Annotated in this window: 11 protein-coding genes; 8 read left to right on the top strand and 3 right to left on the bottom strand. The window is 61.6% G+C overall.

Going from position 1 to position 13,452, the window contains the following annotated elements; genetic code table 11:
• Positions 1-606 precede the first annotated feature (606 nt).
• A complete protein-coding gene (locus HER32_RS11200; protein ID WP_149071051.1) occupies positions 607-1,269 on the bottom strand; it encodes a hypothetical protein in 663 nt (220 codons plus the stop codon).
• A 173-nt stretch (positions 1,270-1,442) separates the two neighbouring features.
• Between HER32_RS11200 and HER32_RS11195 the strand changes: the two genes are divergently transcribed.
• The 5 genes from HER32_RS11195 to HER32_RS11175 all read left to right on the top strand — a co-directional run bounded on the left by HER32_RS11195 (position 1,443) and on the right by HER32_RS11175 (position 9,010).
• A complete protein-coding gene (locus HER32_RS11195; protein ID WP_149071050.1) occupies positions 1,443-2,420 on the top strand; it encodes an AAA family ATPase in 978 nt (325 codons plus the stop codon).
• Positions 2,421-2,520: 100 nt separating this feature from the next.
• Complete coding sequence (locus HER32_RS11190; RefSeq protein ID WP_168681931.1) at positions 2,521-3,396, top strand: DUF58 domain-containing protein; 876 nt, start codon at positions 2,521-2,523, stop codon at positions 3,394-3,396.
• A 66-nt stretch (positions 3,397-3,462) separates the two neighbouring features.
• Positions 3,463-4,983 (top strand): BatA domain-containing protein, encoded by a 1,521-nt coding sequence (locus tag HER32_RS11185; protein WP_168681930.1) that lies wholly within the window; start codon positions 3,463-3,465, stop codon positions 4,981-4,983.
• Positions 4,980-7,205, top strand: coding sequence for a DUF4175 domain-containing protein (locus HER32_RS11180; protein WP_168681929.1), 2,226 nt, complete (start codon positions 4,980-4,982; stop codon positions 7,203-7,205). Before HER32_RS11185 ends, HER32_RS11180 begins: the two co-directional genes overlap by 4 nt.
• An 8-nt stretch (positions 7,206-7,213) precedes the next feature.
• The gene (locus tag HER32_RS11175; RefSeq protein ID WP_168681928.1) at positions 7,214-9,010 is read left to right on the top strand and encodes a hypothetical protein; all 1,797 of its coding nucleotides are present in this window, start codon (positions 7,214-7,216) and stop codon (positions 9,008-9,010) included.
• 125 nt (positions 9,011-9,135) lie between these two features.
• Here HER32_RS11175 and HER32_RS11170 read toward each other — a convergent pair whose 3' ends face one another.
• The gene (locus HER32_RS11170; RefSeq protein ID WP_168681927.1) at positions 9,136-9,372 is read right to left on the bottom strand and encodes a hypothetical protein; all 237 of its coding nucleotides are present in this window, start codon (positions 9,370-9,372) and stop codon (positions 9,136-9,138) included.
• Between the two features lie 135 nt (positions 9,373-9,507).
• Here HER32_RS11170 and HER32_RS11165 point away from each other — a divergent pair, with 135 nt between their 5' ends.
• Positions 9,508-10,095 carry an RNA polymerase sigma factor gene (locus HER32_RS11165; RefSeq protein WP_168681926.1) on the top strand — a complete coding sequence of 196 codons (588 nt, stop codon included), beginning with the start codon at positions 9,508-9,510 and terminating at the stop codon, positions 10,093-10,095.
• 50 nt (positions 10,096-10,145) lie between these two features.
• Positions 10,146-11,294, top strand: coding sequence for a S1C family serine protease (locus HER32_RS11160; protein ID WP_168681925.1), 1,149 nt, complete (start codon positions 10,146-10,148; stop codon positions 11,292-11,294).
• A gap of 319 nt (positions 11,295-11,613) precedes the next feature.
• Here HER32_RS11160 and HER32_RS11155 read toward each other — a convergent pair whose 3' ends face one another.
• Complete coding sequence (locus HER32_RS11155; RefSeq protein WP_168679487.1) at positions 11,614-12,147, bottom strand: hypothetical protein; 534 nt, start codon at positions 12,145-12,147, stop codon at positions 11,614-11,616.
• A gap of 235 nt (positions 12,148-12,382) precedes the next feature.
• Between HER32_RS11155 and pheS the strand changes: the two genes are divergently transcribed.
• Positions 12,383-13,417 carry a phenylalanine--tRNA ligase subunit alpha gene (gene pheS, locus HER32_RS11150; protein ID WP_149071041.1) on the top strand — a complete coding sequence of 345 codons (1,035 nt, stop codon included), beginning with the start codon at positions 12,383-12,385 and terminating at the stop codon, positions 13,415-13,417.
• The last annotated feature ends 35 nt before the right edge of the window (positions 13,418-13,452 follow it).

Raw genomic sequence — 13,452 nt, 5'->3', positions numbered from 1 at the left:
AGACCAGCGGCCACGCGCCTGGCATAAGTTATGGCAGGTGTACTGCCCCAATACCCCTCCGTAACGCGCAGGGCACGGTACTGCACAAACGGCGACACATATTTCCCCGCTAATGGTAGGACATACCGGCTTGCTGGCAGGGCATAATACCGCGCTGCCACCCCCACACCACGTCGCCGCTGGGTAGGGTCGCCACCGTTAATCAGCACCTCCCCTCCCGCGCTCCACTGTCCGCTCAAAGAGCGTTCATACGAAACCAGTAATGGTAACACCAGTCCGTGGTTTTTCCAGAAATTATAGGAGATGTTATAGCCTAGAACTGTACCCCAGTCTACACGAACAATATTGCGCTTCACCCTAGTCGATGTTGAGGAAGCCAAGCCAGCCGCATCGGGCGCAACTTGCGCCTGAACGCCGATACTAGTGGCACTGAGCGTCAGCCCCAACGCAAACACTTTCTTGCACAGCAGGAAGTAGTAATGCTCAGCTCGACATAGCATGGACGTATTATTCTATTTCCAGCGTGGAACGATAGGTATGCTACTTTACTTTGTCTGAGTTGCCGACATAAGGCAGAAGGCGAGCTTATCTTACTCCTTTACCGCCTCAAAACCGGTAGCCAAGGCTTAAGCGGCCGTCGAAGACTGTCTCATTCCGCTCGTAGAATGTTTCGGTACTGTGGTACTCCTGCCCCGCAGTCGGCCGGGCATCCAGCCGCTTCCAAGTCATAACGCCCCCGGCTATATCCAGCAGCAGCCGGCCGGATGCCCCAATTGGGCACTGAGCGCCCAGCAGAGCACCTACTCCGCCCAGCTTAGACTTATAGTCGACCTCATAGCCGAACGTTTGCCGCACGGCCCGATAGCTCATGGTGGGCGCCACGTATAGACCGGCCAGGCCCGTTTGCTTACCCTGAAAAGCATAGTAGCGGCCTTGCAGGGCCAGGCCCGTCAACCGCTCGTTGGGGGAACCGCCGTTCACCAAGGCTTCTATGCTGCCGCTGGTGCGTTGGCCCACCTGCCGCTCGTAGCCCACCAGTATCGGCAGCAGAAAGCGGTTGTCGTAGTTGAGGGCGTTGTAGGCCACATTGCGGGTTAAAATTCCGCCTAAATCGATGCGCACGGCATTGCGTAAACCGGGCTGGGGAGTGGCCGCCGGGGCGGGCTCAGACTGCGCTTGGGCAAGTTGGCTAGCTAGCATAGCGCCCATCAGCCACAGAAAAGTAGCGCGGGGAAATAGCGGAAGACGGTGGGTGCGGTTGTGTTTCATGGCCCGAAGTAGATAGATTGGCCACCGGGCAGCAAACTATTCGAAGACCATATCAGACTTTAGCCGAGGCAAAAAAATGCGAAAATATTCCCCAGCAAGCAGCCTTTTGCTGCTTTCCGTTGACTTTGCGTAACCTTTACCCTTCCCTTCCTGCTGACTTTCCAACACCGCCAGTGACCGAACAAGACGTACACCGCCTGCTGCAAAAGCTGCCCCCTCTCCGGCAGGAAATAGCCAAAGTCATTGTAGGCCAGGAGGCCGTGCTGGATGAAGTGCTGGTGGCGTTGCTGGCCGGGGGCCACGCCCTGCTGGAAGGTGTGCCGGGCCTGGCCAAAACCCTGCTGGTGCGCACCCTAGCCCAGGCCACCGACCTGCCCTTCCGCCGCATTCAGTTCACCCCCGACCTGATGCCCACGGATATTCTGGGCACTGAAGTCCTGGAGGAAGACCACGGCACCGGCCGCCGCACCTTCACTTTTCAGCCCGGGCCTATCTTCGCCAGCTTAGTGCTGGCCGATGAAATCAACCGCACCCCGCCCAAAACCCAGGCGGCGCTGCTGGAGGCCATGCAGGAAGGCCACGTTACCTACGCGGGGCAGGAACACGCGCTGCCGAAGCCGTTTTTCCTGCTGGCTACCCAAAACCCCATCGAGCAAAGCGGCACGTATCCGCTGCCCGAGGCCCAGCTCGACCGGTTCCTGCTGTACATCCGCATCGGCTACCCCACCGAGCAGGAGGAGCTGGCCGTGCTCAGTGGCACCACCGGCACGGGCCGCGCCGAGGTACGCCCGGTACTGGGCGGCGAAGACATCCGGCAGCTGCAGCAGCTGGTGCGACAGGTAAGCATTAGCCCCGAGCTGCTGGCCTTCGTGAACCGGCTGGTGCGGGCGACGCGGCCGGCCACATCTTCCGTCAAATTTATTCAGGACTACGGCCGCTGGGGGGCCGGACCGCGGGCGGGGCAGGCCCTCATTTTGTGCGCCAAGGCCCGGGCGCTGCTGCAAGGCCGCTTTGCCGCTACGCTGGACGATTTGCACGCCCTGGCCCCAGCCGTGCTGCGCCACCGCGTGCTACTCAACTTCAACGCCGAAGCCGACAGCCTCACCCCCGACGACGCCGTAGCCGCTCTGCTGAAGGCCGTACCCGTGTAGGGGCTAGTTGTTCGTTTTTAGTTGTTAGTTGTCAGGACAGCTTCAAGAACAACGAGCAACGAGCAGCCAGCAACTGACACCTAAAAACGAACACCCAAGAATGCTTTCCCCTGAAGTCCTGCATGCGCTGCGCAACCTGCCCCTGGCCGCCCGCCAGGCCGTGGAGGGCTTTCTGCACGGTCAGCACCACAGCCGGCAGCGGGGCGCCGGGCTGGAGTTCAGCCAGTACCGCCCCTATCAGCCCGGCGACGACCTGCGCCGCCTCGATTGGCGGCTGGCGGCGCGTTCTGATCGGTATTACCTGCGCGAGTCGGAGGTAGAGGCCAGCCTCACGGTACACCTGCTGCTGGACGCCACCGCCAGCATGAACCACCAGGACGACAACGGCCTTGCCAAGCTCGACTATGCCCGCTTGCTCCTGGCTGCCCTGGCCTACCTGGCCCGCCAGCAGGGCGATGCCGTGGGCCTGACGGTACTGCACGCCAGCGGCCACCAGCACGTGCCGCCCCGCGCCGATACCCGCCAGCTGCCGCGCCTGTTTCACGCCCTGGAGCAAACTACTGCCGCCGGCCGCTTCCCCGCCCCAGCCGACCTGCAGTCCCTCACAGCCCGCGCCCAAAAGCGGCTGCTGGTGTGCGTGAGCGACCTGTACGAGGAAGAGTCGGAGATTCGGGGCCTGCTCGCCCGGTTGCGGGCCACGGGCGCGGAAGTGCTGCTGTTGCACGTACTGGCCGGAAACGAGCTACGCTTCACCTACCGCGGCGCCCTTACCTTCGAAGACCTGGAAACGGGCCGCGCCGTGCAGCTGAACGCCGACCAGCAGCGCGCCGGCTGGCTTAGCCGGCAGCAGCAGTGGCTGCGGGAAACGGCTACTGCCGCCCGCCGCCAGGGCTTCGACTATCATCTGTTGGACACCGCGGAGCCTCTCGACCAAGCCCTGCGCGTGTTTCTGCAGCGACGACAAGCGGCGCTATAAAGTCCCCCGTTGCTCTTTCTGTTTTGTTTTCACCTGGTCATCCGTTAGCCGCTCGATTTTTCCCGCATGCTTAGCTTCTCGTCGCCATCCGGATTCATAGCGTTGCTGGGCCTGCTGGTTCCGCTGGCTATCTACCTCTGGAACCGGCGTCCTGGCCGCACGGTGCGGGTGGGCAGCCTCCGCTGGCTGGAAACCGGGGCCAACCAACGACTGCGAAGCCTGAAGCCGGAGCAGCTACCCTTGTTTCTGCTGCGGGCGCTGCTGCTGACGCTGCTCGCCCTGGCCGTGGCGGGCCTGCGCTGGCAACAGCCGCCCCCACCCGTGCGTGGTCAGCTGCTGATCAGCCCGGAACTCCTGGCCTCCGAGACCCTGCCGGCCGTACGGGCTTCGCTTGATTCTCTACGCAAGCGCGGCTACGAAACCCGAATGCTGCGGGCTGGATTTCCCCTCGTTGCTCCGGCGGCCTGGGCCCGGCTCGACTCCGGCCTCACGGTGGTAGCGGAGCTGCCCCGCCAGCCCGAAAACACCTGGATGCGCGTGCAGCAAGCCGTGGATTCTTTTCCCAACCGACCACTCCGCGTGTTTACCTCCGCCACCCGTGGGCAGTTTCAGGGGCGGCGGCCGCTGCTACCGCCCCAAGTGCAGTGGCAGCTGGTGCCGGTTGCCGACTCCAGTACCTGGCTCCAGTCGGCCTACCAGCCCCGGCCCGACAGCCTCTACCTGGTGCTGGGACGTAGTACCGACGAGCAGGTGACGTTCCGGCCGCTACGCCTGGCTTTCCCAGCCTCTGGTACGCTCCGCGTGCCGGGGCTGGGAGCCTGGCGGCGTCAGCCCTACCAAGGAGGCGCATACCTGCTTTCGGCCACCGATACGGTTCTCATTCGCCAACGCCCCATCCGCGCCTGGCTTCGGGCAGATGCTGCCTTTGGGGAAGATGCGCGTTTTTTGCGGGCGGCCCTTCGGGCCGCCGCCATAGGGCTAACAGCCCCGCTGCAGCTTACCGTGTCGGGCCAAGACCCACCGGCGGCTATGGAGCTGGACTGGCTTTTCTGGCTCAGCACCGCCCCACTTCCCCGGGCTCAAGCAGTGCAGACCTGGCAGTTTCCGACCGATGCCGGCCGCGCGGTTACCGGCCGCTTTCAGCCTTTCCCCGATGCCCCGGAAATTTCCTTCACGCGGGTGAGCCGCGTCTCGGCTGCTTCCACCCAGCAAGTACTTTGGGCTGATGGTGCAGCCCGTCCGTTGCTGACAGTGGAGCAACAGGGCCACCAACAGCACTACCGCTGCTACACGCGTCTGCACGCAAGCTGGAGCACCCTGGGCAACACCCCTGAACTACCGGAGCTTCTCCTCCCCCTGCTCCAGCAACCATCCTCTGTACCCTTGCGCTACGACCGGCGCTTATTGCCCAGCAGCCAAATCAGCGTAGTAGACAGCACGCCAACCACCGTACGTGAGCTACCCGCCAGCGCGCACTACCTGGACTTGCGCCCCTGGCTGGCAGTAGCCGCAGCATTTCTGCTGGGCCTGGAACGCTGGCTGTCCAGCCGGCAGGCGGCAACTTCCCAATCGAGCAATGCCCTATGACTACTACTAGCCGCTCATTGGCAACAGCCGAGGTACCCTATGCCTTGCTTCAGCGGGCCTGGCGGCGGCAGGTGGGACGGCAGCTGTTCGCTTCCTTTCTGCCCGTAGCAGCGGGAGCCAGCGCGCTACTGGTAGCACTACAACAGGCTGCCCCGGCTTGGGCCATGTGGGCCACGCTGGGAGTAGCAGGGCTGCTGATGGCTGGATACTGCTGGCGCCTTGCTCACCGGCCCCTTTCGTTCTTTGCCGGCCAGCTCGACCGCCAGTACCCGGCGCTGGAGGACAGTAGCGGCCTGCTGCTACGACCGGCCGAAGACCTGCAGCTGCTGGAAAAACTCCAGCTGGGGCGCACCTGCGCTGCGCTGCTGGAGCTGCTGGCGCAACGAGGCCCCTTGCTGCCTATTGCGTGGCGCGGGCCATTGCTGCTTATGCTGGCTTTACTGGTAGCAGCAGTGGGGGTAGACTTCTGGAGTGAAGGGCGGGCGGTAGCTCCTGCCATGTCACGTACCAGCCCCCTGGAGTTTCCAGTCTCCACCAACCCTGGCCCTCCGGCTGCCAGCATCATTGCTGAAACGCGGGTTTTCATTCAACCCCCGGCCTACACACACCGGGCGGTTTTTACGGCAGCCGAGCCCTCATTTCGTTGCCCGGCGGGCTCCCGGGTACGCTGGACGGTTGCGGTAGCCGGCCCACGTAGCTCAGCGCCCGTTCTGGAAGTTGGGCGTCAGCAGCTGGCTTTTCGGGCCGTGGAGGGGCAGCCGGTGACCTACCAGGCAGAATTACTGGTGACCAAGTCGGTATTGTACCGGGTGCGGTATGCGGGGCAGACCTCCAACGACTACGCCATTGAGGCCATACCCGACCACGCCCCCTCCTTGCAACTGCGCACGCCCCGACCTTATACGCTGGTGGAGTTTGGCACCCCACCCCGCATCCCGGTGCGCGTGGCCGTGCACGACGATTACGGCCTCACCAAAGCCAGCTTAGTTGCCACGGTGGCCCAGGGGCAGGGCGAAGGCGTCAAGTTCCGGCAGGTGACGCAGGATCTGACTACCCAACTGGCTGGTCAGCCCACGCAGGCCACGCTCGCGCACGTGCTGAACCTACCCAAGCTCGGCCTCACCTACGGCGACGAAGTGTATTTTCAGATTCGGGTGTGGGACAACCACCAGCAGATGACCCGCTCCGATAGTTACCTGGTGCAGTGGGAAGACACGACCGTCGACGACTCGAACCTCGACGTGTCCCTGGGCGTCACCACGGTGCCAGCCTACTTTCGCAGTCAGCGCCAGATTATTATTGACACCGAAAAGCTGCTGGCGGAAAAGGCAGCTTTAAGCGCCGAGCAGTTTGTTTCCCGGGGCAATGACATTGGGCACGACCAGAAAATCCTGCGCCTGCGCTACGGCAAGTTCATGGGTGAGGAGTTTTCGGAGGCCATTGGCGAAGTGCCCACCGAGGCAGCCGGCGCCGAGCACCACGATGAGGAGCCCGGCGCCGAAGACCACGACCATGCGCACGCGCCGCCTTCCGGGGCAGCCACCAGCGCGGCTAACACCCCCGAAACCGCGGCTCTGATGGAGGCCTATGTGCACAGCCATGACGACGCCGAAACGGCCGATTTTCTGGAGCCCGCCGTGAAAGCCAAGCTCAGCATTGTACTCAGCCAGATGTGGGAAGCCGAGCTGCGGCTGCGCACCGGCCGGGCGAAAGAAGCGTTGCCTTTCGAGTACAAAGCCCTGCGGCTGCTCAAGCAAGTGCAGCAACAAACCCGTGCCTACGTGCGAAAATCGGGGTTTGAGCCACCACCTTTGCCCGAGGCCACGCTTCGCCTCAGCGGCGACCTGGCCGGCGCGGCCCCGGTTACGCGCCAAAGTACCCAGCCGGCCCCTGCCCGGCAGCCGGCTCTCCGTGCGGCCTTGCGTGCCGTAGCCGAGCTACGGCAGGGCCGGGCACCGGCCCGCACCGATGCCGCCGTTCTGGAGCTTGGGGGGCAGGTCCTGACCCAGGCGGCTCAGAATCAGCCCGGCGCCTACCTCTCCGCCTTGCGCAGCCTGCGGCGGCTGACGGCGGGGCTGAAAGCGGGAAAAGCCTTGCCGGCTTCCGACTTATCCGTTGTTGAGCGGGCCTTCACCCGGCTACTGCCGGCGCCTCCCGCGGCACCCGCCCGCCCAACTGGCACCTCCCGGCTAGCCCAACGCTACCTGCAAGAGCTTCGCTGAGTTACCGTATGCTACTACTCCCCACTGGTTTTACTTTGTTCTTTTTGCTGGTTTGCGGGCTGCTCGTGCTTGGCTTGTCGGTGCTGGCCTGGCGCCGGCCCAACCGCCGGTGGCGCGCGGCGCGGGTGGTGGCTGGCTGGCTGGCGGTAGCGGCACTTTGGGCCATGGTGTGCCCTCCCACGTACGAAGTGCCTGAGCAGCCAGCGGCGGCTATTCTGCTCATGCCCGGCTATCAGCCCGATTCGGTGCGGGCCCTGCAGCGCCGGCTGGGCAGCACCAAACGGCCCGCCCTCTTCTCCCCAGCCCGGCCCTTTTCTGCCGATACCTCAATCGTGCACAGCCTGCAGGCCTGGGCCGAGCAGCATCCGGCGCCTGCCGCCCTGCATATAGTAGGTCCGGTTGCCGACTTAACTGATTTGCACCCGGCTACAGCAGCGCGGCTGCACCTGCACGCCTCCGGGCGGGCCACGGGTTTTGTGTTCGCGCAGTGGCCCCGGCGCGTAGAGTTGGGGCAGGCCCTGCAGCTGACGGGCCGCTTCTCCAACTCCGGCCCCCGGCAAGAAACCTGGGTGGTGCTGCACGCCGCCGGGGCACCGCAGGACTCGTTCAAGCTCCCCACTGGGAGTGGCCCTTTCCAGTTGCGCTACGTGCCCAAAGTCACCGGGCTAGCGGTGTACGAATTACGGGCCCGGGCTGGCGGGCAAGTGCTGGCCACCGAGCCAGTTCCCGTAGAAGTGCGGGCCACCCGGCCTTTACACGTGCTGCTGCTTAGTGCCGCGCCTTTTTTCGAGTTTCGTTTTTTAAAGAATCAATTAGCCGCGCGCCAGCATACGGTAGCCATCCGCAGCGGCGTGAGCCAGCAGCTGGTGCAAACCGAATTTTTAAATCAGCCGCCTCACCCGCTTACGGCCCTCACCTCTGCCGTGCTACGGCGCTACGATGTAGTGGTGCTGGATGCCGGCACCCTGCGCAGCTTGCCCGCGGCGGAGTTGAGGGCCCTGCTGCAAGCCATACCTGGGCAAGGGCTAGGCCTCGTGGTGTTGGCCGATGAAAAGCCGTTGCCCGCCTCTCTTGCTAAGCAAGGTGACTTTGGCCTCACCGCCCTCCCGGCCAACCGTACCGCAAAGCAGCTCCTGCGCTGGCCAGACATGCCCCGGCCGCTGCAGGCGTCGCTGCTGGCGAGCCTACGCCCGACGACAAATGCTACTTCTTTGCTGACGGCCGCGCAGCTACCGGTGGCCGCCAGCCGGCGGTGGGGTGCGGGCCAACTGGTAGTTACGACTGTAGCCGAAACCTTTCCCTGGCTTCTGCAAAATGCCGCTGTGGGCTACGACGCCTACTGGGCGCGGCTGCTCACGGCAGCTGCCCGGCCCTTGTCGGTCCCTACGCGCTGGCAGGTACTTACTCCCTTCCCCCAGCCTCATTATTCCGTTGATTTGCGCTTTAGTGCTACGGCTCCCATAGGGCTGCCTACAGTGCTGGGCCCGGGCGGAACGTCTACTCCGCTGTCCCTGCAACAAAACGTTGGCTTGACTGAGTGGTATATGGCGCAGTTCTGGCCCAGGCAAAGCGGCTGGCATACGCTACAGCTTCCCGGGCAGCCTCCGCACTCGTTTTATGTGTACCCCTCGCACGCTTGGCGCGGCCCGCAGCAGGCTGCCTGGCAGCAGCGGGCCGCAGGTATTCAACGGCCACCTATTCTGCCAGCGGCCAAGGCCATCCATCGGCAGCCTTGGCCGCTGGCTTATCTTTTTGGGGTCTTTGTGCTGTGTACTGGCTTTCTATGGCTGGAAGAAAAGCTGTAGTTCTGCCAACTGCTGTCGGGCTAGCGCGTACACTGCCGAAAACCAAACAGCCCGGCTTCCAGCGAGTGGAAACCGGGCTGCTAGTACCCTAGAGCTGCCGAAACAGCTCGTCAGGGTTGACTTAACTACTGAGCAGGAGCAGTCGTCGTAGTCGTGGTGGTAGCTTCGGTGGTAGCAGCAGGAGCAGCAGCCGTGGTGTCAGCAGGAGCGGTAGTGGTCGACTCCGTAACAACGGTCGTGTCAGCCGTAGCAGGAGCTTCTACGTTGGTCGTCTCGGTGGTTTCGGTCGACTTCTGCTCGCAAGAAGCGAGGCCAGCAGCGAACAGAACGGCAACAGCAGAAACTTTCAGGAGATTCTTCATTTTGGTGTAGGTTTGAAAAAGTAAAAAGTCTGAAAAACGCCCTTCATACCTGAACAGTGAAAAGGTAACCCTAGAAGAAAAAACTTTTTTCACTGGGTTACCCCGGTGGGCCTAACGTATTAACAAGCAAAGCGAATGGGCAAGGGTCAACCTTCCTATACCGATGAAGAGTTCGTGGCGGCCATCCGCCTCGGCGACGACCGGGCGCTGGCACAACTCTACCGCCTGCACCTTCCGATGGTCCTTCACTTAGTACAGCAAAACAGCGGTACTGAGGACGAGGCCAAGGATATCTACCAGGAGGGCGTAATCGTGTTTTATGAGAAGGTACGTGATGGTTCTTTGGAACTTAGCTGCCAGATTAAAACGTACCTCTACGCAGTGTGCCGCCGCCTCTGGCTGAAGCGCCTAGCTGAGAAAGGCCGCTACGGCGGTCGGCTCGACGACCACGAACCCTACCTCGAAACCGGTGCCGAAGCCGATTTGGTACTGGCCGAACAGCGCGACCAGCAGTTTGCCCTTATGGAGCAGGCCCTGAGTCAGCTGGGGGAGCCTTGCCGTTCACTTTTGGAAGGTTATTACCTGCTCGATAAATCGATGCAGCAACTCACTGCCGACTTTGGCTACACCAACGCCGATAACGCAAAAAACCAAAAGTACAAGTGCTTGGTGCGACTTAAAAAACTGTTTTTCAACCACTACCAGGAAGAAGAGCAGTACTAATACCGCAACAGCCCTCCGATGGCGGACCTCACCCAGCCGCCTTACCAGCTATGAAAACGGAAGCCGACTATTACGAGCTATTTGAAGCCTACCAACGGGGCGAGTTGCCCGAGCCCAGTCGGGCCGAGCTAGCAGCCCGCCTCGCCGCCGACCCCGTGATGGCGCGTCGTTATGCTGACTTTGATTCTCTTTCCAAGTCGTTGCAGGCGTATGGCCAGCGCCGGACGTTGCGCGGCAAACTGACTGCGCTCCAGGCAGAGCTAGATGCTGAAACCCAGCAAGGGACTACCCAGGATACGGGCGTGCCCACCATGCCTACGCTCTACATCTCCCCGGTAGAGCGCCGGCTGCGCGAATTCTGGGGCTCGCACCGGGCCACTATTGCCGTAGCGGCCTCGGTGGCTGTGCTGGCCGTGTTTGCTACCCTGCTAGGCATAGAGTGGTGGCGGGCTGTGCAGAAGCCCTCTTCCTACGGCTACACGGTACTGCGGCGGGAGATGGACCGTATCAAGCGCAACCAGCGGGCTATCAACCGCACGCTCAACCAGATTGATGGGGTGAAGTCGCCGGAGGAGCTCAACCCGGGCAAGTTTGGCGGAACGGGCTTTGCCCTCACGGCCGACGGCTACCTGGTGACCAGTTACCACGTAATTCAAGGAGCTGACTCCTTGCTGATTGAAAGCCGGGACCGGCAGCGCTTCCGCGCCGAGCCTGTATTCAGCGACGTAGCGCACGACTTGGCCATTCTGCGCATCAACGATAAAGACTTCAAAGGCTTTGGCCGCCTGCCCTATTCCTTTAAGCGGGGTTCCGCCGACCTGGGGGAGCGGGTATATACCTTGGGCTACCCGCGCGAGGATGTCGTTTTTGGTGAAGGCTCGCTCAGCGCCCGTTCGGGTTTTGAAGGAGATACGGCCTTTTACCAAATCAGCATCCCCGTAAACCCCGGCAACAGCGGCGGCCCCCTCTTGGATGATCGGGGCAACCTGATTGGCGTAATCAGCGGACGGCAAATGGACGTGCAGAGTGCCGCCTTTGCTACCAAATCATCCTACCTAATGCGTTTGGTTGACTCTCTTTCAGCTACTCCCGGCGGACTGGGGACCATTTCCCGCAACAACCAACTTACGGGTAGTTCTCGCGCCCAGCAGGTGCGCAAGCTGCAGGACTTTGTGTTTGTAGTAAAAGTATACGAATAGCCAAGTCCTGCCGTAGAGGCAGACAATGCGCCTCTTCAGCCGAATTGAGCTAAGGGAATAACATAAATGAGGGCTGCCTACTGGATAAGCAGCCCTCTTCTTTTTACCCATGCTAATTCAAACGATGCTGTTTCTTCGCCTGTACCAGTCCAGTCATGGACACAGGCCATACGTATATATGGAATGCAGGCAAATTCTCCACAACAGAAAATATGCCGCACAAAAAACGCCGACCTCCTGGTCGGCGTTTTTTGTAGGAGCAGGCAATGAATAAGCTTCCTTGCATGATTCTGGATGAAGCTGCTTAGCGCGGCTTGGCTTACCAGCCGCTGCCACCCGAGCCCCAGCCATCATCGGCTTTCTTCTTGGCCGGTGCTTTCTTAGCTGGCGTTGTCGTCTTCTTGGCAGTAGCCGTGGTAGTAGCTTTCTTGGTTGAAGAAGTGCTAGCTGTTACGGCGGCGGGTGCTGGTTCCGCTACCGGAGTGGGCTCTGGCGCCGGAGTGGCCTCTACGTAAGCAGGAGCAGGGGCTGCCACTGGGTCGGGGGCACTAACGCGCCGACGCACATACTTTCCGAGTGGGCGACCTTGGTAGTCGGTAGAAACGCGCATGGAAGGCGCTGCCGTGAACCCGGGGGCAATCTGGATGCCTTCCGTCTGGTTCATGGACTGGGTAGAGCCTCCCCCACCTGCAGCATTCCAATCGGCACCGGTGGCGGCTTTACGGGTAGTGTCGGCAGGAGCAGCCGTAGCTACGGGCTTCGGCTTCGCGGGAGCAGCTTTCTGCTGCGCCAGCGCCGGAGTGCCCGCCAGCAAGGCAGCCACTACGATATATGAAGAAAATGAACGGTGCATGACGAAGGGGAAGAAAAAGTAGACTGAATAAACTTGTTCGGTTGGAGCTACTACGAAAATTTCCGGCGGGCGGTGTGCCCCGGCCTGGAAAGAATGTTCCGGCTGCAACAATACGGTGTTTCAGGGGGTTCCGCCAGCGCGCTAGTTCTTTTCTTAAAACAACTATTTTCTCTCTTGCCAATGTACTGCAGCGCAGCATGAAGACTTCGCAGGGAGCATGTACCTTTGCGCTACTATGCAGGAGAATATCACCCGATTACAGGCAGCGCTGGACGCCTTTGATATCACCACCGCCGAGCAGCTGGAGCAATTTCGCGTGGCCTTCACCGGCCGCAAAGGGCAGCTGGCTGACTTGTTTGACGAGCTGAAAACGGTAGCTCCCGACCAGCGCCGGGCCGTGGGTCAGCAGCTCAACCAGCTCAAGCAATACGCCCAGCAAAAATTTGAGCAGCGCCAGCAGGAATTAGCAGCGGCCTCCGCCAACGCCCCCGCCGACCCTACCTTCGATTATACCTTACCTACCGTTCCCAACGCCCTGGGCACGCGCCATCCGCTGAGCCTGGTGCGCGAAGAAATTGTGCGCATTCTGGCCCGCATCGGCTTCAACGTGGAAGAAGGCCCGGAAATCGAGGACGACTGGCACAACTTCACGGCGCTGAACTTCCCGGAAAACCATCCGGCCCGGGATATGCAGGACACCTTTTTTGTACACCGCACGCCCGGTCAGCCGGAGTGGGTGCTGCGCACGCACACCAGCCCCGTGCAGGTGCGGGTGATGCAGTCCCAAAAGCCGCCCATCCGCAGCATCATGCCCGGCCGGGTGTACCGCAACGAGGCTATTTCGGCCCGCGCCCACATGATGTTTCATCAGGTGGAAGCCTTGTTCGTGGACGAAAACGTGAGCTTCGCCGATCTGAAGCAGACCGTGTACTACTTCGTGCAGGAGTTGTTTGGGGATGATATGCAGGTGCGCTTCCGCCCTTCGTTCTTCCCCTTTACCGAGCCCTCAGCCGAAATTGATATCACTTGCCTGATTTGCAAGGGCAAAGGCTGCAACATCTGCAAAGGCACCGGCTGGGTAGAAATCGGTGGCTGCGGCATGGTGGACCCTGCTGTACTGGAGCAGTCGGGCATCGACCCGGAGAAGTACTCTGGCTACGCCTGGGGCATGGGTATAGAGCGCATTGCCATGCTCAAGTACCAGATCAAGGACCTGCGCCTGTTCACGGAAAACGACATGCGCTTTTTGCGGCAGTTCGAGGCCAGTTAAGTAGCTGGCTCATCGGTCAACACTGTTCTCTTCGC

The organism is Hymenobacter sp. BT18, assembly GCF_012273015.1.
Lineage (GTDB): Bacteria > Bacteroidota > Bacteroidia > Cytophagales > Hymenobacteraceae > Hymenobacter > Hymenobacter lutimineralis.
The sequence above is the reverse complement of the archived record's forward strand: the minus strand, read 5'-3'. Positions and strand labels throughout refer to the sequence as shown.